Here is a 17,696-nt window from a genome sequence, read left to right as displayed (position 1 = left end):
AATATGTATTCCGCACCCTCCTACATGCACCATTCTGGTGCATGCAAATAGATGATTTAAATTTAAATAAAAACCTTTTACACACTGCCCTTAAGGGCAGTGCTAGGAGCCTTTCGGATAAAAGAGAGGTGATTAATTCTCCTGACATTTCAGTTCTCCGAAAGGCTCCTATGAGCTGCTCAGCGAAGCGTCTAAGGAGATCTTTCTCCCATAGGGAAAGTGTCATGTCACAAAAGAATAAGGAAAGATATTTAAGTGACACGACACTAGCTGAACATTTTAAGATTAAATGGAAAAAATAAAGAAAAGATTCATTTATTATACATTTTAAAGTATCGTATTTCTTGATGGGAGTTTATTGAATATAATTTTAAAAATTAAGGAGGAAAAAGTGGGATTTCAAAAACTATTTCGTCTTGTAATGGGCATTTTGATTTTAGGGACTGTGTTGCTTGGACATTTTGTAAACCATAACTGGTTAATTTTAACTGGGATATTTGGGTTAGGGCTTATTCAATCTGCCTTTACTAACCGATGCATTGTGATGGAAATTTTGAAATTATTTGGAGCTAAAGAAAAACAGGTTTAAAAAATATTCAAGAAACTGTCTGCTGAACACCTTTCATTACTTTACTTCTTTTTTCAATTTTCCGAATGTAATAAAAAATGAGAAAGAAGAATAATATCAGAAAAGAAACTGATAAATACAGGTTGTTGTAGAAAAGAAAGGATAACCCAAGAAGGATTCCAGTAAACATATGAGAGAGAATTGTCATCGCATTTGCAGGTATTAAATCAATAGGAGATGAGTGGTATTTTATAGCATATTGAATTGTTTTTATACCAAGAGGAATGGTTGATAAAGCTATTATAGAAGCGAGAGGTATTTTACCGAATAATGAAAATATCAGAACGATTATGTAAGTTAAAGAAATTATTGCAATGTAGAGTTTTGCTGCATTTTTCCTTCCGAGTCTTACAACAAGTGTGTTTTTTCCAACTGCTTTATCAGCGTTGTAATCAGGAAATTCATTTATGTATAGGACTCCTGCTATTAAAAGAGCCACCGGGAGCGAAGCAATTAAAGCTTCAGTAGAAAATTTCTGAGCTTGAACAAAATATGCGCCGAGTGTAATAAGAGTTCCGAAGTTTAAGCCGACAAGAAGCTCTCCAAATCCCCTTGATGCCCAGTTAAAGGGAGGTGCAACATAGAAAAAGCTTGAAATCACTCCAACTAATCCTAAAGCAAGGATTTGCCATCCTTTAACAATTGTTAGATATATTCCAATCCCTGAGCCAAGAATGAAGAAAAACATTCCTCCTGAGAATACTTCAAGGGGCGAAAGCAATCCAAGCTGTATCATTCGCGAGCCACCACTAAAAGGTCTAACAAATTCACGATTTATGTCATCGTTTAACGATTTATGATCAAAGTAATCATTTACTATATTACATCCCAGGTGAAGGAAAACTCCACCGAGTAAGGTTAAAATAAAAGAAATAAAATCAATTTTTTTGAGATGATACCAGGCAATTGATGTTCCCAGAAGAACAGGAATCACTGAAGCAGTAAGAAAAGGGGCTCTTAACTCTGTAAACCATACTTTTAACTTGCTTTTAAATTTTTTCCAATCATCCGAAATCGAAATATTTTCTGGAAATTCAATAACTGTAGGTGGGGTTCCTTGGACTATTTCCTTAAAAATTCTATATTTTATTGAAAAAGGAATAATCTTTAGGCAATGAAGAAGCCCTGAATTCCCGGAATCCACTAAATATTTAACAACTGGAGATTTTGTGGAGAGTGCTTTTAAGGCAATTTCTCTTTCTTTTTCATCTTCAACTAAAGACGCATTTCCTGAGATTTCTATTTCTTTTGAATCTCCAAGTTCTTTTTCTTCTACATGTATAAGCATTGATATGTTTGAGTTAATAAGAATTTGATGAATTTTCGGGTCGTTTTTCATCGAAGCCACATAGATGCTGAAATCATCGTTTGCATAGAAATGCATCATTCTTGATTTTATGGATTTACCTGCTAAAGTTGAGACAAATAAAACATCCTTTTTTTTTAGGATATCAAATATTTTTTCTTTTGAATGCATTATATCTCCTTTCTGTTTTTAAAATGAAAGATAGATTTTAAGATTTCAGTAAAAATTAGTCAAGTAAAACTTAGATGATATTGCATTTCTAACCGAAATGAAAAATTTTCACAAAAAGTGTTTATATTTGAGAGGGAATCCGCTAAATTTACAATCCTTCTTCACTTATTAAATAAACCAAAATTGCAAGTGCTGCTGAACCTAATTCCATCTCTCTGGGATGAACTGCGGAAAAGACATCGTGCGCTGAATGGTGTAAATCGAAGTACCGCTGGGTATCGGGAACATACCCGATTTTAACTTTACAGCTTTTTATCTGGGAGACATCAGCTCCACTGCCTCCAGAACGCACCCATTCGATTTCAGCTTTTTGTAATATCGGCAACCAGCTGTTAATTTTTTGAATAATTGCTGAGTCTCCCTCAACACTGAATCCTCGTGGAGTAAATGCACCCCTATCAGATTCGATAGCTGCTATATGTATTTCTTCACTGGTATCTGCATACTTACCATAAGCAATAGCGCCTCGTAATCCATTTTCTTCATTGATAAAAAACACACACCTAATCGTTCGTTTTGGTTTTATGCCAAGTCTTTGAAATAAATTCAAAACTTCCATTGATTGAATGCAGCCAGCGCCATCATCGTGGGCTCCTTCTCCTTGATCCCAACTATCAAAATGACCTCCAACCACAATCACTTCTTCAGGCTTTTCAGAACCAATGATATCTCCCATCACATTATAGGATTGTACATCGGGAAATGCTTTGCACGAGAGTCTGAGTCTTATTTTCAATAATGAGTCTTTCTTCAATGCTGCGCTTAAGAAATCAGCATCTTTCAAACCAATTGCAACAGATGGAACCTTCACCAAGTTATCAAGATAATGCATTGCACCCACATGCGGAATATTGTCGTATTTTGTTGTAACTGAACGAACAATTGCTGCAACTCCGCCGACTTTTGCAGCTTCGATTGCACCTGAAGAGCGTTGATTAACAGCACTGCCATAAGAAGCAAATGTATTTATTACGCCCCTATCCATCGGACGGTTAAAAAAGATTATTTTTCCTTTTGTTCTGTCGCTAAGGGCATGGAGTTCATCAAATGTTTTAACCTCTAATACTTCAGCTGTGATTCCTGACGGAGGAGTTGCAACACTTCCACCGTATGCTGATATGTTTAATTTTTTTCCCTTAAAAAGCTTTGATTTAACAATTTCTGCCTTTTCTACATCTCCACGCACCCATTTCGGAACCATCACTGGTTGGAGTGTCACACGATCGAATCCGAGTTTCTCCATAGTTGATTTAGCCCATTGAATAGCTTTAAGAGAATTTTCCGACCCGCTTAAGCGGGGACCGATGGCGCAGAGTTCGCTAAGAAGATCGTATCCTTTTTGATCTATTAATGCAGTTCGGACAAATTCAGTTACAATCTTCATGTAGTGAGCTTGCCGCTCGGATTCCATTGTTTGCGCTGAAACTGTTGAATTGATTGGAAGTATGATAAATGTGAAGATGAGATACTCTATGGGAAGTTGTTTAAGAAAAGATCTTAAGATGTTCATAAAAACCTCCTCCTTTATGGTTCACCAATGAGGAAATTTATAGCATGTTAAAAAATGCGATGTCAATAAAAAATATTCTCCATCAGGATCTCTCAGTTATATGGTTTTATCAAATTAATAAGTAAAAATATGTGGTAAAAAAGCTCTTATTTATTTAAAATATAAATTTCATTTTTAATTTAAAGCAAACGCATTATATAAATGTAGGGCAACCCTTTAGGATTGCTTGATGCAAGGCTAAAAGCCTTGCCCTACATGTAATATTATTTATTGCATTTGTATTAGTTCAAAAAAATAATTATAAGATGAAAGTTTTAGTTTTAGGAGCAAGTGGGTTTATAGGTTCTCATATTGCAAGAGAATTGCTTAAGGAAAATTTTAATGTAAGAGTGTTGATAAGAAAAACAAGTAATATTGAGACAATAAAAGGACTAAACTTGGAGATATATTACGGAGATTTATTCGATAGAGATTCGATTACAGCGGCTTTAAAAAATTGCAATTTTTTAATCCATTCTGCTGGGCATTATCCTAAATTTTCTCTTAAGATGAGAGAAGAATTGGAGATAGCCCGTATTCAAATAAGAAATGTCCTTGATGCTGCTTTGAGCTCTAAAATAGAAAAAATGATTTACACAAGCTCTCTTTCTACTCTGGGAAAAGGAGAGAAAAGAGGGTCAATAATAAATGAAAATCACCCTTATAATTTACAAAATGTAAGAAGTACATACCACAGGATTAAATACACTATGGAAAAAGAAGTTTTTGAGTATACAAGAAAGGGGCTTCCTGCTGTTGTTCTGAACCCTACGTTCTGTATAGGTGAATATGATTTTAAGCCCCCTGAATACTGCATTATTTCAAGAATTGTAAACAAGCAAGTTCCAGCATATATTCAAGGAGAGATGAATGCAGTTGATGTGAAGGATGTGGCAAGAGGCCATGTTCTGGCATTGAAACAAGGAAGAATTGGTGAAAGATACATATTGGGAAACAAAAATATGACAACAAAAGAATTTTTGTTTTTAGTCTCACAATTAGCTGGTGTAAAGCCACCAAAAATAAAAATTCCATATAGAATTTCATTATTAGCAGGTTATTTGAGCGAAACAGTTGCATTTTTATTGAAAAAAAGACCTTTCATTCCTCTTTCTGGGATTTATTTAAACAGATTCTCTTCGTATATGAATTCTTCAAAGGCAATCAAAGAATTAGGCTTCCCCCAGAGTCCATTAGAAGATGCAATAAAAAGAGCCATTAAGTGGTATTATCATATTGGCTACATCAAGCCTCGTTAAATTGACTTTTTATCTGTTGTTTTTTATAATTTTATTTAAAAGACTAATACAATGAAAGCAATTCTTGTGGTCGATATGTTAAAAGGATTCTGCAAAAAAGGAGCTCCCCTCTATGTGGGCGATGTTTGTGATGAATTAATTCCGAAAATGCGAAAATTTCTTTTAAAAGCGAAAGAAGAAAATGTCCCGATTTTCTACATCTGTGATAACCATGCTCCTGATGATTTAGAATTTAAGATGTTTCATCCGCATTGTATAGAAGGAACAGAAGAAGCAGAGGTTATGGATGAATTTAAAGATATCCAGGGTGAGGTGATAAAGAAGAATAGATACTCAGGATTTTTTAACACTGATTTAGATTCAAGATTAAAAGAAATGGGAATAAAGAAATTACAGGTAATAGGTGTTGCAACTGATATATGTGTTCTTCATACAGTAGCTGATGCGCGAAACAGAGATTATGAGGTTGAAGTTATTGAAAATCTTGTGGGAAGCTTTAACAAAGAAGCCCATGATTTTGCTCTAAGGCATATAAAAAGAGTATTAGGAGCAACCATAGAAAGGTTTAATGAATAATGGCTCTTTCAGAAGAAAAAATTAATTTTTTTAATGAGAGAGCTGACATTTATTTTCTCAGAAGCAAAAAAATCCTGGAACAAGAAAGTTTGAATCCTGTGGTTTCGATGGAATTTTTTGGAAGTAGAAAGGGAATTTTTTGTGGAATTAAAGAGATTGTAGAAATTCTCTCAGATATATTAAGCTCTCATGATGAAATATGGACTATTGAAGAAGGAGAAGAATTCGATGAAAAGGAAATTGTGTTAAGAATAAAAGCACCCTATAATTCTTTCGGATACCTCGAGACCTCCCTCCTTGGAATGCTCGCCCATGAGAGTGGATGGGCTACTGCTGCCAGAGAGTGCGTTGAAGCAGCTCAAAATATTCCTGTTATAAGTTTTGGAGCAAGGCATGTTCACCCTGATGTTGTAGGCAGGATGGAATACGCTGCTCAGGTAGGTGGTTGTGCTGGAGCTGCTACAACAATCGGAGCAGGGTCATTCAATCGAAATCCTATTGGCACTATTCCCCATGCAATGATTTTAATCTTTAATGATACTGTAAAAGCAGCTCTTGCCTTCGATAAATATATGGAAAAAGATGTAGCAAGAGTAATTTTGATAGATACTTTTAAGGATGAGGTTGAAGAAGCAAGAAGGGTTGCTAAAGAAATGAAAGATAAACTCTGGGGAGTAAGACTGGACACTCCTTCAGAAAGGGGAGGTGTTACCCCTGACCTTGTTAAAGAAGTGAGGTATGCTCTGGATACCGAGGGTTGCAAGCATGCAAAGATTGTTGTCAGTGGAGGAGTTAACCCTGAGAAAATAAAAAATTTTGTTAAAGAAAAGGCTCCTGTGGATATATTTGGCATTGGAAGTTACATCACGAAAGCTCCTCCCATTGATTTTACAGCAGATATAAAAGAAATAAACGGGATCCCCATAACAAAGAGAGGAAGGATTCCTGGAATCACAAACAATCCAAAATTAAAAAAAATAAAACTGAAAGGATAAAAATATGACTCAAATACAGGAAGCAAGAAGAGGAAATATAACCAGCTCGATGAAAATCGTTGCTGAGAAAGAAAGTATTCAAGTTGAAGAACTTGGAGAACTCATCGCAAAAGGTCTGGTTGTTATTCCTCATAATAAAAAACACTCAAATTTATTTCCAATCGGAATAGGTTATAAACTGAGAACTAAAGTGAACGCAAATATCGGAACATCAATTGATTATCCCCATTTAGAAGAAGAATTGAAAAAACTTGATGTGGTGCTGAAATTTGGGGCAGATACAGTAATGGATTTAAGCACAGGTGGAAACATCAATAAAATAAGAAAAGAGATAATGAAAAGGACATCTGCTCCCGTTGGAACTGTTCCTATTTATCAGGCTTCAATTTTAGGCATATCAAAAAGAGGAAACATGATAGACATGACTGAAGATGACCTTTTCTCAGTGATTGAAATGCAGGCAGAGGATGGAGTTGATTTCATGACAATTCATGCTGGACTAACATTGAGTGGGGTTGAGATGCTTAAAAAACATCCGAGATTGACTAAAGTTGTATCCCGTGGAGGTGCATTCATCCTTGGATGGATGTTGAAAAATCAGAGAGAAAATCCATTCTACGAGAAATTTGATAGGCTTCTTGAAATTGCCCTTAAATATGATATAACTCTCAGTCTCGGAGATGGACTGAGACCTGGTTCAATAGCAGATGCAGGAGATAGCGCTCAGATAAATGAATTGCTCGTTTTAGGAGAACTCACGAAGAAATGCAATGAAGCTGGAGTTCAGGTAATTGTTGAGGGACCTGGCCATGTTCCCCTGGATCAGATTACTGCCCAGGTTAAATTTCAGAAGAGAATTTGTAATAATGCACCTTTTTATGTTCTTGGGCCTCTCGTTACAGATGTGGGAGCAGGCTATGACCATATTACCGCTGCAATAGGAGGAGCAATTGCTGGTTCAGCAGGAGCAGACTTTCTATGTTATGTAACTCCATCTGAGCATATAGCTCTTCCCGATGTTGAGGATGTAAGAGATGGCGTCATTGCTTTTAGGATTGCTGCCCATGCTGCAGATATTGTAAAAGGAATTAAAGGCGCAAAAGAATGGGATGAAAAAATGTCAAAGGCAAGATATGAGCTTGGATGGGAAGAACAGGCAAAATTGTCGATAGACCCTGAAAAATTCAAAGAAATAAGAGAGAAAAGAAAGACATCTTCAAATGCATGCTCCATGTGCAGTGATTTTTGCGCTATGAAAATTGTGAGTGAATTTCTTGGAGATGATAATGTCAAGTATCTCCTATAAAAATCATAATCTTTTTTTTGGAACCGGAGGAAAACCAAACAGCACAATTGGCACCTCCACTGAGGATGGTATAAAAAGAATAAGAGAATTAAACCTTGACTGCATGGAAATAGAATGGGTCAGAGGAGTTCATATTAAAGAAGAGGGAACGTTCTCAATTAAAAAAATTGCCTCGGAGAAAGAAGTAAAGCTTTCAGTCCACGCTCCTTATTTCATAAACCTCAACTCTGAAGATAAAGCGAAGAGAAAAGCAAGTATGGAGAGAATATTTGATTCAGCAAGGATGGGCAAGCTTTCAGGAGCAGAGAGTGTTGTATTTCATACAGGGTATTATGGAAATTCTCCTAAAGAAGCTTACAAAACAATCCTTGATGGAATTAAAGAAATAAGTAAAGAATTAAAAGCTGAGGATAATTTTATTATACTCAGGCCTGAAACCTCAGGAAAACAATCTCAATTTGGCTCCCTTGACGAGATATTGAATCTGTGCTCTGAACTTGAAGGTGTAGAACCATGTATTGATTTTGCTCACCTTCATGCGAGAGAAAGAGGAAAGCTTAACACCTATGAAGAGTTCTATAATATTTTAGAAAAAGTTGAGAAGAAACTTGGAAAACAATCTTTGTTGAACATACATATTCATGTATCAGGAATAAGTTATGGAGATAAAGGTGAAAAGAAACATTTAAATCTAAAAGAATCTGACTTCAGGTATGATGAGTGGATCCAAGCTTTAAAAGATTTTAATCTTAGAGGATTGGTTATAATAGAAAGCCCGAACTTAGAGCAGGATGCAATTCTTCTGAAGGGTCTTTATAGTGGGACAAAATTTAAGAGTTAAGTTTTTAGGAGTAAGAGGAAGTTATCCAGTCTGTTCCAGAGAATTTTTAAGATTTGGCGGGAATACTCCTTCAGTTCTTTTAGAGTTTGAAGACACTGCTATTATATTTGATGCAGGAACAGGAATTATAAATGCAGTAAAAGAGTTAAAAAATAAAGATTTTATCTGGATATTCCTTTCTCATCTTCATCAGGATCACATTGAAGGATATCCATTTTTTATCCTGAACGAAGAAATAAGAAGAAAGATTGACACATTCGGTCCAAACTTTAGGAAAGGATTTTTCAGAATCCTCTCAACTTATTTTTCTTATTCTTTCTCTCCCATACCTTTTAAGAGATTTATGAAAAGAGAATCTATATTTGGATTGAATGGTGGAGAAATAATTTTTACAGATGATAACACCCCACAAATCTTACGAAGAAAAAATGTTCATACCAAAAGAAGTTTCTATGTAGAATCGATAAAAATGGATTCTCATCCAAATGATGGCGTGTTAGTCTATAAGACATTTTTAGGAAATAGGAGTATTGTGTATGCCACTGATGTTGAATTAAACAATAATGTAATAAAAATTATGATAGAATTCTGTCGTAATGCAGACATTTTAATCCATGATTCTCAGTACACAGATGAAGAATATTTTTCAAATGCAAATCCAAAAAAGGGTTTTGGGCATAGCACGTGGAGATTAGCCTGTGAACTTGCGAAAAAGAGTGAAGTAAAGCGGTTAATTTTATTTCATCATGACCCGTTTCATTCAGATGGAGAGATTGAAAAAATTGAGAGAGAGGCGAAAAAAGTTTTTTCAAATTCTTATGCAGCCTATGAAAATATGGAAATGGAATTATAAAAAAATATTATATTATTTTCTCTATTTTGGAGGAATCATATGAAAAGAATTAAATTAAGCAAAATTAAAAATGAAGTCAAAAAAGCAGTTCAGGATGCAAATTTTATTCTTGGAGAAGATGTGAAAGAGGTAATCAAAAATTCAATTGAAAAGGAAGAATCTTTAGCAGGAAAAGATGCCTTAACCCAGATAATTGAAAATGTAAAAGTTGCCTTTCAGGAGAAATTGGGATTATGTCAGGATACAGGAATTGCAGTTTTTTTTGTTGAAATGGGAGAAGATGTAAGATTTATAAAAGATAATGAATTAAAAAGTATTAGAGAGGCCATAACATCTGGAATGATTGAGGGATATAAAGAAGGTTACCTGAGAAAATCGCTTGCTGAAGACCCTTTGAGGAGGAAAAATACAGGTGATAATTCGCCTGCTTTTATTCACTGGGAAATAGTTCCAGGAGATAAGTTTAAGATAACATTCATTGCAAAAGGAGGCGGTGCAGAAAATATGAGTGCAATCCGTATGTTTGCGCCTGCTGCTGGATTGGAGGGAGTTGAAAATTTTGTGGTAGAGACTGTCAGTGAAGCTGGTTCAAACCCATGTCCTCCAGTAATTGTGGGTGTTGGAATTGGAGGAAATTTTGAAACCTCTGCTCTTCTTGCAAAGAAAGCATTACTTAGGAGACCTGTGGGTTCCCATAATCCAGATCCTTTTTATAAAGATATGGAAGAGAGATTGTTAAAGAAGGTTAATAATTTAGGCATAGGTCCTCTGGGACTTGGAGGAAGGATTACAGCTTTAGCAGTCCACGTTGAATCTTATCCATGTCATATCGCATCTCTTCCCTGTGCAGTGAACATCGAATGTCATTCTCATCGAGTTGTAGAGTTAGAATTTTAGGAAAAGGAGGGTAAAGTTGATAGAAATAAGGTTTCATGGTAGAGGGGGACAGGGAGTAGTTGTAGCTGCTAAAATTTTAGCAGACTCAATACTAAAGGATGGGAAGTACTGTTTAGCAATCCCGGAATTTGGTGTAGAAAGAAGGGGAGCTCCTGTATATGCATTTGCAAGAATCGATGACAAGGAGATTTTCCTCCGGTCAAGAATATATGAACCAGACCATGTTGTAGTCCTTGACCCTGTTTTAGTTTATTCAATCGATGTGACAAGCGGACTCAAAAAGAATGGAACAATAGTAATTAATTCTGAAAAAAGTCCTGAAGAATTTAGTTTTTCAAATGACTTCAGAGTTTATACGATAGATGCAACTGGAATAGCTGTGAAATGGAAGCTCGGGACAAGGGCGTCTCCAATTGTTAATACAGCAATTCTAGGTGCAGTTGCGAAAATACTGGGGATAACGAAGATCGAATCCCTAATTGCTTCAATAAAAGAATCTGTACCTACAAAACCAGAAGAAAATGCCATGGCAGCAAAGGAGGCTTACGAAATTGCAAAAGGATAAGAAAAAAATGAGAGAATCTGAATTGATAATAATTGAAAAAGAAAGTGACATGCCTCCAATGGCTATGTCCCTTGGATACATGACTTATAACAAAACTGGATCGTGGAGAAACATAAAGCCAATAATCAATTATGATATTTGTATAGATTGCATGATATGCTGGAAGTTCTGTCCTGATGCATGTGTATTAATTGAGAATGGAAGGCCTTTAATAGATTATGATTTCTGTAAAGGTTGTGGAATATGTGCAGAAGAATGTCCTAAAGATTGCATTGAAATGGTTGAGGAGGGAAAATGAGAAAAGTTATAATGGGAAATCATTCATTATCCTATGGTGCTCTTCTTTCTCGAGTTCAGGTCATATCAGCTTATCCCATAACTCCTCAAACGCAGGTTGTTGAACTTCTTTCTGAAATGTGTGCAAGTGGAGAACTAAAAGCCAAATTTATCAATGTTGAATCCGAACATTCTGCGATGGCTGCTTTAATAGGAGCTTCTGCAGCAGGAGCAAGGACATTCTCTGCAACTTCTGCTCATGGTCTTACTCTTATGCATGAATTACTACACTGGGCAGCAGGAGCAAGATTGCCCATAGTCCTTGGAAATATAAATCGAGCAATGGCTCCAGGATGGACAATCTGGGCAGATCAAACAGACTCTTTATCCCAGAGAGATACGGGATGGATTCAATTCTATTGCTCTTCAAACCAGGAAGTCCTTGATACAATTATTCAGGCATTTAAAATATCAGAGAAAGTGCTACTTCCTTCGATGATTGTGCTCGATGCTTTCTTCCTTTCCCATACATATGAACCTGTTGATATACCTGATCAGGTAGTTGTGGATGAGTATCTTCCACCATACAAACCAAAATATGTTCTGGATACAAAAGACCCGCATACGTTTGGTGGAATTACCTCTCCTGAGTATTACTATGAAATTAGATATAAAATGGAAATGGGAATGAGAGAATCTGTTGAAGTTATAAAACAGGCAGGAAAAGAATATGGAGAATTATTTGGAAGAGAATATGGTCTTATTGAAGACTACAGGTGTGAAGATGCGGAAATAATTTTTATAACTTCAGGAACAGCAGCTTCTACAGCAAAGGTTGTAGTGGATGAATTAAGAGAAGAGGGAAAGAAAGTTGGAAACCTGAAGATAAGAGTTTTTAGACCATTTCCGTTTAAGGAACTGAGAAGAATCATTGAACATGCAAAGAAAGTTGCTGTTATAGATAGAAACATTTCTTTTGGACATCATGGAATTTTTGCACAGGAAGTTAAATCGGCATTGTACAACCATTCTAACATCCCTGTTTTTGGGTTCGTTGCAGGGTTGGGAGGAAGGGATATTAACCCTCAAACTATAAAAGAAATCTATCACATTACAGAAAGTAATGAATATCCTTCAGAGAAAGTTTTTTGGATAGGAGTTAAAAAATGAGATTATCAATACCAGAACAGGAATTAATGACCCCAGGGCATTTGGCTTGCCAGGGCTGCGGCGCTACACTGGCAATGAGGTATACATTGAAGGCTTTAGGAAATGATACAATTCTTACCTTTCCCGCATGTTGCTGGTCAGTAATAGATGGTCCATTTCCCTATACATCTTTAAAAGTTCCTCTACTTCACATGGCATTCGAAGCAACAGGTGCTACTGCTTCAGGGATAAAGGCAGCATTAGAAATTAAAGGAAATACTGAAACAACTGTTGTGGGATGGGCTGGAGATGGCGGAACTTTCGATATCGGTTTGCAAGCTCTTTCAGGTGCAGCTGAAAGAAATGAGGATTTTATCTATATATGTTATGATAATGAAGCATACATGAATACAGGAATTCAAAGAAGTGGAGCAACTCCATGGGGAGCATGGACAGCTACAACTCCAGTGGAGAATTTTAACAGTATATTTAAGAAAAATATTGAAGAAATTCTTGCTGCTCATCGAATTCCTTATGTAGCTACTGCCTCAGTTGCCTATCCCGAAGATCTTGTAAAAAAAATAAAAAAAGCTAAAGGAATTAAAGGATTCAGATTTATTCATATATTTGCTCCATGTCCTCCGGGCTGGAAAACAAGATCAGAGGATACTGTTAAATTGGCAAGGCTTGCAGTACAAACAACTGTTTTTCCCCTTTATGAAATCGAGAATAGTGAAAAATATACAATAAATATAGTGATAAAAAAAAGAAAACCCGTTAATGAATACCTTGAACTTCAAGGAAGGTTTAAACATTTGAAAGAGGAGCACATAAATTTTATCCAGGAGAATATTGATAAAAATTGGGAGAAATTATTAAAAAAGGCAGGACTTATATAACTCAGGAGGATCGATGAAAAAAAGCTGGTATTTAATTTTTCTGGCATTGCCAATAATAGCATTGAGTATATTCTTGCTCAATCCGAAATCTTCTTCTAATGGAGAAGGGAAGAAAGCAATGGATTTTACTCTGAGTGATGTAGAGGGTAATAAGTTTACTCTTTCCCAGTTCAACGGAAATGTCGTTATCCTTAATTTTTTTGCCACATGGTGTAAATTTTGTAGAATGGAAATTCCTCATCTGGTTGAGCTGTATAATCAATACAAAGATAAAGGTTTAACGGTCATTTCAATTTCAGTCGATAGAAACCCCCATGAAGTTTTAAAACCTTTTATCCAAAGTTATTCAATAAATTTTCCAGTTCTAATAGGAGAAGAGAATGTGGTGAATGAATATTTTGGAGGAAACCAGGGAATTCCTTTTAATGTTGTGATAGATAAAAATGGCTATATAAGAAAAACATATGTGGGTGTGAGGGAAAAATCAGTGTTTGAAAATGATCTTAAAGAACTGTCAGAAGAAAAATGAGAAAATTTACCATCTGATTATTACAGCGCCCCAAGTAAATCCAGCTCCAAAAGCATCGACGAGAACGAGTTTTCCCTTTTTGAGTTTGCCATTATCATTCAATTCATCCAGGGCGATTGGAATAGTTGCTGATGACATATTTCCATATTTATCTATATTAATGTAGGTCTTTTCAATTGGAATTTTAGCTCTCTCAACAGTTGATTCTATAATTCTGATGTTTGCCTGATGGGGAATAAAAATGTCAATATCCTCTCCTTTTAAATTTGCTCTTTTAAGAACTTTTATTGCTGCATCTCCCATATTTTTTACAGCATGTTTGAAAACTTCATTTCCTTTCATTGTTATTGAGTGAAGTTTATTTTTTACTGTCTCAAAGGAAGCAGGCATACGTGTCCCTCCTGCAGGCTGAATGAGTAAATCTCCAAGATTTCCATCGGATGCAAGGTAGGAAGCGAGTATCCCTGACTCATCATTACTTTCTTCAAGAATGGTTGCGCCTGCCCCGTCTCCAAAAAGGACGCAGGTGTTTCTATCTTCCCAGTTAACTATTTTTGTAAGCATTTCAGTTCCAACAAGAAGGATTCGGTGGGCAATTCCAGTTTTTATCAAGCTTTCAGCTACCACCAGACCATATATCCATCCTGTGCATGCCGCAGAAATGTCAAAGGCAGGGATTTCTTTTATTCCCAGGCCTTTCTGAACCCAGCAGGCAGTTGCAGGGAAGAGAGTGTCAGGGGTAACAGTAGCAATTATTATCATGTCAAGGTCTTTTGGTCTGAGATTTGCCTTTTCTAAGGCCTTGAGAGATGCCTTGATTACCATATCAGAGGTTGCCTCATCTTTTGAAGCAATCCTTCTTTCCTTTATTCCAGTCCTTGTAGTAATCCATTCGTCAGAGGTATCCACCATCTTTTCAAGGTCAAAATTTGTAAGAACATCTTTCGGAACATATGAGCCTGTTGAGCTTATTTTGACTCTTTTCATTTTATCAACTCTGTATAAAATTAAATATTCTTTATAACATATAATTAATCAGTAAGCAAGAATTCGATTAACTCATGAGCCTCTTTTCACCCTCGATTTTCTTTATATCAGTGATATCCTGAGTGACTTCCATGCATCCAAGATATTCTCCATTTTTATCTCGAATGGCAAAATAGTGATTTACCTCTCTCATTTCTTCAAAGAAGTGTCCTTTTTAAATTTATTAATTTTTCTGCTTTTTGAAATTTTTTTTTCAGCAGATATGTAGAATGAAAAAAAATTTTTTCATATCTATAAATTTTTAGCAATTATTTATTGTAGTGTTATATCACTTAAATACATTTTACTATATTATTGTGCAGTGTGCTTTATGAGAATCTGATTGGTTGTAAAGATATTTATGGGACAGTACAATAGTCTTTTTTTAAAAATAGAAGAAAAGTGAAATATTTTTATTAAAAAATAGTTTAAAATTATGTAAAATTGAGGTTGATAAATAAAATATGCGAAAAATATTAAGAGTATCTTTAACTGGTGGAATAGCAACGGGTAAGTCAATTATTTCTGATGTGTTAAAAGAGAAAGGGTGTTTCATTTCTAAATCGGATCTGATTGCTCATAAATTGATGATGCCTGGAGAAGTAATCTGGGAACAGATTGTTTTTCATTTTGGAGATAGAATTTTAAACCCTAACAAGACGATAAACAGAAAAACACTCGGAGCTATTGTTTTTTCAAATGAAAAAGAGAGGGATTATCTAAATAATCTTATTCATCCAAAAGTTCTTGAAGAGAAGAAAAAAATCATAGAAAAACTTGAAAGAGATAGAAAATATAAAATATTTGTGTCTGAAGCTGCTCTAACGATTGAGGCAGGATTTGAGAAATATTTTCACAAGATAATAGTAGCCCATTGCCCTGATAATATAAGAGTGAAGAGATTGATGGAAAGGGATAAGATATCAGAAAATGAGGCATTAAAAAAAATCAGATCACAGATGGATAACGAAGAAAAAATAAAAAAAGCAGATTACGTAATAGATACATCAGGAACGATAGAAGAAACAAGAAAAAGAACTTTGGAAATTTATGAGTCTTTACTTATAGACTGGAAGATACTTAATTCATTGGAGAAGGAGAGGAAAAATGATAAAAAGAGCATTGATAAGTGTCTGGGATAAAAGAGGACTGGAAAAACTTGTAAAAACATTCATGGAGTTCAAAATTGAAATCCTTGCAACAGGAGGGACTTCAAGGTTTTTGAAAGAAATCGAAGTTCCCCATAACCTAATAGAAGATATAACTGGTTTTCCAGAGATACTGGAAGGAAGGGTAAAAACATTGCATCCAAAGATATTTGCGGGTATTTTATCAAAAAGGGACAATCCAGAACACTTAAAACAGGTTGAAAATTTGAAAATAAAAAATATCGATGTAGTTGTTTGTAACTTCTATCCTTTTGAAGAAGCGACAAAAGTGGAAAATTTAAGTCTTGATGAAGCTTTAGAGATGATAGATATCGGAGGGCCTTCTCTTATAAGGGCATCAGCTAAAAATTTTATAGATGTGATTCCTGTTGTTGACCCAGATGATTATCAGGAAATAATCGAAAGATTGCATCAAAACGATTATTTTCCAATTGAGTTCAGGAAGAGAATGGCTATTAAAGCATTTCAGAGAATTTATCTTTATGACATAGTTATCTATAATTATTTAAATTCTCTCCTTGAAAAAAAAGAGATTTTTCCTGAGGATTTAACTTTAAATTTAAAAAAACTCCTTGATTTAAGATATGGAGAGAATCCCCATCAGAGAGCATCGCTATACATTGAAAATGATAAATCTCCTTTTAAATTGATGAAAATTTTCCAGGGTAAGGAACTTTCATTCAACAACATTCTTGATATTGAAGCAGCTTATAAAATATACAATCAATTCAATGATCCTTTCTGTGTAATTATAAAACACAACAATCCCTGCGGAGCTGCTATAGGTAAAAGTGCTGATGATGCATTCTCTAAAGCTCTTTCAACAGACCCTATGTCTGCTTTCGGAGGGATAATTGGGTTTAACCAGGTTGTAGATGAAAAAACTGCCTCTCTCATTACTCTTAATTTTTTTGAAGTTGTAGTTTCGCCTCACTTCAATCAAGAGACTCTCAAGATATTCTCAGCAAAGAAGAATTTAAGAGTGGTGGAAATAGAATCAGGTTTTAATGAATATATCGATTTTAAGAGAATAAGCGGGGGTTTTCTCATTCAAGAAACTGATTCAGGAGAGATAAGAAAGGATTCAATTAATGTTGTAACAGAAAAGAGCCCTTCTGATAATGAAATGGAAGATATGATGTTTGCATGGAAGATATGTAAGTTTGTAAAATCAAATGCAATAGTAGTAGTGAGGAATCTTCATGTGTTGGGAATTGGAGCAGGTCAGATGAGTAGAGTGGATTCTGTAGAGTTGGCCATCAAAAAATCAAACTTTCCCCTTGAAGGAGCTGTTCTTGCTTCAGATGGTTTTTTCCCCTTTTCGGATAGCATTGAAATTGCTGCAAAATCAGGAATTAAAGCAATAATACAGCCTGGTGGCTCTATAAGGGATAAAGAGGTTATTGAAGCAGCTAATAGATACAATATTTCGATGGTTTTCACTGGGGTCAGGCACTTCCGCCATTAAAAATTTACTTTCAATTATTTTTGTAAACATACAAAGTGTTATGGGAAGTCAACCATCCCCTTCGCTCAGATCTCCTCGCATCAAAATCTATGCTCGTTCGTTCAAATAATCTCCTATCACTCAGACTCTTATCCTCTCTTATCTTCTATATTCTCTCTCGCTCCCGTTCGTTAT

General features: G+C 35.3%; 20 protein-coding genes. 16 read left to right on the top strand and 4 right to left on the bottom strand.

The features are described from left to right. Both AB1410_01710 and AB1410_01705 read left to right on the top strand, forming a co-directional pair. Positions 1 to 302 (top strand): hypothetical protein (locus AB1410_01710; protein ID MEW6455417.1); only part of this gene is annotated, 302 nt, incomplete at its 5' end. An 89-nt stretch (positions 303 to 391) separates the two neighbouring features. Further along, positions 392 to 589, top strand: a complete 198-nt coding sequence (locus tag AB1410_01705; protein MEW6455416.1) for a YgaP-like transmembrane domain — start codon at positions 392 to 394, stop codon at positions 587 to 589. 7 nt (positions 590 to 596) lie between these two features. On the opposite strand, the gene menA is transcribed toward AB1410_01705, so the two are convergent. Next, positions 597 to 2,105, bottom strand: a complete 1,509-nt coding sequence (gene menA / locus AB1410_01700; GenBank protein ID MEW6455415.1) for a 1,4-dihydroxy-2-naphthoate octaprenyltransferase — start codon at positions 2,103 to 2,105, stop codon at positions 597 to 599. A gap of 148 nt (positions 2,106 to 2,253) precedes the next feature. Beyond that, a complete protein-coding gene (locus AB1410_01695) occupies positions 2,254 to 3,675 on the bottom strand; it encodes a M20/M25/M40 family metallo-hydrolase (protein MEW6455414.1) in 1,422 nt (473 codons plus the stop codon). Positions 3,676 to 3,980: 305 nt separating this feature from the next. Here AB1410_01695 and AB1410_01690 point away from each other — a divergent pair, with 305 nt between their 5' ends. The 12 genes from AB1410_01690 to AB1410_01635 are packed head-to-tail and all read left to right on the top strand — an operon-like array spanning position 3,981 to position 13,859. Continuing rightward, a complete protein-coding gene (locus AB1410_01690; GenBank protein MEW6455413.1) occupies positions 3,981 to 4,973 on the top strand; it encodes an NAD-dependent epimerase/dehydratase family protein in 993 nt (330 codons plus the stop codon). A 51-nt stretch (positions 4,974 to 5,024) separates the two neighbouring features. After that, on the top strand, positions 5,025 to 5,549 hold the full coding sequence (locus AB1410_01685) for an isochorismatase family cysteine hydrolase (GenBank protein ID MEW6455412.1): 525 nt from the start codon (positions 5,025 to 5,027) through the stop codon (positions 5,547 to 5,549). Continuing rightward, positions 5,549 to 6,544 (top strand): nicotinate phosphoribosyltransferase, encoded by a 996-nt coding sequence (locus AB1410_01680; GenBank protein ID MEW6455411.1) that lies wholly within the window; start codon positions 5,549 to 5,551, stop codon positions 6,542 to 6,544. The genes AB1410_01685 and AB1410_01680 overlap by 1 nt, the downstream gene beginning before the upstream one ends. A 4-nt stretch (positions 6,545 to 6,548) precedes the next feature. Beyond that, on the top strand, positions 6,549 to 7,850 hold the full coding sequence (gene thiC, locus AB1410_01675) for a phosphomethylpyrimidine synthase ThiC (GenBank protein MEW6455410.1): 1,302 nt from the start codon (positions 6,549 to 6,551) through the stop codon (positions 7,848 to 7,850). Next, positions 7,831 to 8,691 (top strand): TIM barrel protein, encoded by an 861-nt coding sequence (locus AB1410_01670; GenBank protein MEW6455409.1) that lies wholly within the window; start codon positions 7,831 to 7,833, stop codon positions 8,689 to 8,691. Before thiC ends, AB1410_01670 begins: the two co-directional genes overlap by 20 nt. Continuing rightward, the gene (locus AB1410_01665; protein ID MEW6455408.1) at positions 8,669 to 9,544 is read left to right on the top strand and encodes an MBL fold metallo-hydrolase; all 876 of its coding nucleotides are present in this window, start codon (positions 8,669 to 8,671) and stop codon (positions 9,542 to 9,544) included. The genes AB1410_01670 and AB1410_01665 overlap by 23 nt, the downstream gene beginning before the upstream one ends. A gap of 39 nt (positions 9,545 to 9,583) precedes the next feature. After that, the gene (locus tag AB1410_01660; GenBank protein ID MEW6455407.1) at positions 9,584 to 10,441 is read left to right on the top strand and encodes a fumarate hydratase; all 858 of its coding nucleotides are present in this window, start codon (positions 9,584 to 9,586) and stop codon (positions 10,439 to 10,441) included. A gap of 16 nt (positions 10,442 to 10,457) precedes the next feature. Next, on the top strand, positions 10,458 to 11,006 hold the full coding sequence (locus tag AB1410_01655) for a 2-oxoacid:acceptor oxidoreductase family protein (GenBank protein MEW6455406.1): 549 nt from the start codon (positions 10,458 to 10,460) through the stop codon (positions 11,004 to 11,006). Next, the gene (locus tag AB1410_01650; GenBank protein ID MEW6455405.1) at positions 10,993 to 11,304 is read left to right on the top strand and encodes a 4Fe-4S binding protein; all 312 of its coding nucleotides are present in this window, start codon (positions 10,993 to 10,995) and stop codon (positions 11,302 to 11,304) included. Before AB1410_01655 ends, AB1410_01650 begins: the two co-directional genes overlap by 14 nt. Then, positions 11,301 to 12,452, top strand: coding sequence for a pyruvate ferredoxin oxidoreductase (gene porA, locus AB1410_01645; protein ID MEW6455404.1), 1,152 nt, complete (start codon positions 11,301 to 11,303; stop codon positions 12,450 to 12,452). Before AB1410_01650 ends, porA begins: the two co-directional genes overlap by 4 nt. Next, positions 12,449 to 13,330 carry a 3-methyl-2-oxobutanoate dehydrogenase subunit beta gene (locus tag AB1410_01640; GenBank protein MEW6455403.1) on the top strand — a complete coding sequence of 294 codons (882 nt, stop codon included), beginning with the start codon at positions 12,449 to 12,451 and terminating at the stop codon, positions 13,328 to 13,330. Before porA ends, AB1410_01640 begins: the two co-directional genes overlap by 4 nt. Positions 13,331 to 13,343: 13 nt before the next feature. Then, the gene (locus tag AB1410_01635) at positions 13,344 to 13,859 is read left to right on the top strand and encodes a TlpA disulfide reductase family protein (protein ID MEW6455402.1); all 516 of its coding nucleotides are present in this window, start codon (positions 13,344 to 13,346) and stop codon (positions 13,857 to 13,859) included. Positions 13,860 to 13,865: 6 nt separating this feature from the next. On the opposite strand, the gene AB1410_01630 is transcribed toward AB1410_01635, so the two are convergent. Continuing rightward, the gene (locus AB1410_01630) at positions 13,866 to 14,846 is read right to left on the bottom strand and encodes a beta-ketoacyl-ACP synthase III (protein MEW6455401.1); all 981 of its coding nucleotides are present in this window, start codon (positions 14,844 to 14,846) and stop codon (positions 13,866 to 13,868) included. Positions 14,847 to 14,913: 67 nt separating this feature from the next. Then, entirely contained in the window at positions 14,914 to 15,039 is a 126-nt protein-coding gene (locus AB1410_01625) for a hypothetical protein (protein MEW6455400.1), read from the bottom strand. Between the two features lie 310 nt (positions 15,040 to 15,349). Between AB1410_01625 and coaE the strand changes: the two genes are divergently transcribed. Continuing rightward, on the top strand, positions 15,350 to 16,027 hold the full coding sequence (coaE, locus tag AB1410_01620; protein MEW6455399.1) for a dephospho-CoA kinase: 678 nt from the start codon (positions 15,350 to 15,352) through the stop codon (positions 16,025 to 16,027). Next, complete coding sequence (gene purH, locus AB1410_01615) at positions 15,993 to 17,522, top strand: bifunctional phosphoribosylaminoimidazolecarboxamide formyltransferase/IMP cyclohydrolase (protein ID MEW6455398.1); 1,530 nt, start codon at positions 15,993 to 15,995, stop codon at positions 17,520 to 17,522. Before coaE ends, purH begins: the two co-directional genes overlap by 35 nt. Positions 17,523 to 17,696 lie beyond the last annotated feature (174 nt).

The organism is Acidobacteriota bacterium, from assembly GCA_040756905.1.
GTDB lineage: Bacteria > Acidobacteriota > Aminicenantia > JBFLYD01 > JBFLYD01 > JBFLYD01.
Note: the sequence above shows the minus strand (reverse complement) of the source record. Positions and strands in the feature narration are given on the sequence as shown.

What these genes read in the sequence shown, in the direction of transcription:
- AB1410_01640 (MEW6455403.1), top strand. Translation starts at nt 12,449, where the DNA reads ATGAGATTATCAATACCAGAACAGGAATTAATGACCCCAGGGCATTTG.
- AB1410_01695 (MEW6455414.1), bottom strand. Translation starts at nt 3,675, where the DNA reads ATGAACATCTTAAGATCTTTTCTTAAACAACTTCCCATAGAGTATCTC.
- porA (MEW6455404.1), top strand. Translation starts at nt 11,301, where the DNA reads ATGAGAAAAGTTATAATGGGAAATCATTCATTATCCTATGGTGCTCTT.
- AB1410_01685 (MEW6455412.1), top strand. Translation starts at nt 5,025, where the DNA reads ATGAAAGCAATTCTTGTGGTCGATATGTTAAAAGGATTCTGCAAAAAA.
- thiC (MEW6455410.1), top strand. Translation starts at nt 6,549, where the DNA reads ATGACTCAAATACAGGAAGCAAGAAGAGGAAATATAACCAGCTCGATG.
- AB1410_01680 (MEW6455411.1), top strand. Translation starts at nt 5,549, where the DNA reads ATGGCTCTTTCAGAAGAAAAAATTAATTTTTTTAATGAGAGAGCTGAC.
- AB1410_01635 (MEW6455402.1), top strand. Translation starts at nt 13,344, where the DNA reads ATGAAAAAAAGCTGGTATTTAATTTTTCTGGCATTGCCAATAATAGCA.
- purH (MEW6455398.1), top strand. Translation starts at nt 15,993, where the DNA reads ATGATAAAAAGAGCATTGATAAGTGTCTGGGATAAAAGAGGACTGGAA.
- menA (MEW6455415.1), bottom strand. Translation starts at nt 2,105, where the DNA reads ATGCATTCAAAAGAAAAAATATTTGATATCCTAAAAAAAAAGGATGTT.
- AB1410_01690 (MEW6455413.1), top strand. Translation starts at nt 3,981, where the DNA reads ATGAAAGTTTTAGTTTTAGGAGCAAGTGGGTTTATAGGTTCTCATATT.
- AB1410_01630 (MEW6455401.1), bottom strand. Translation starts at nt 14,846, where the DNA reads ATGAAAAGAGTCAAAATAAGCTCAACAGGCTCATATGTTCCGAAAGAT.
- AB1410_01670 (MEW6455409.1), top strand. Translation starts at nt 7,831, where the DNA reads ATGTCAAGTATCTCCTATAAAAATCATAATCTTTTTTTTGGAACCGGA.
- coaE (MEW6455399.1), top strand. Translation starts at nt 15,350, where the DNA reads ATGCGAAAAATATTAAGAGTATCTTTAACTGGTGGAATAGCAACGGGT.
- AB1410_01660 (MEW6455407.1), top strand. Translation starts at nt 9,584, where the DNA reads ATGAAAAGAATTAAATTAAGCAAAATTAAAAATGAAGTCAAAAAAGCA.
- AB1410_01625 (MEW6455400.1), bottom strand. Translation starts at nt 15,039, where the DNA reads ATGAGAGAGGTAAATCACTATTTTGCCATTCGAGATAAAAATGGAGAA.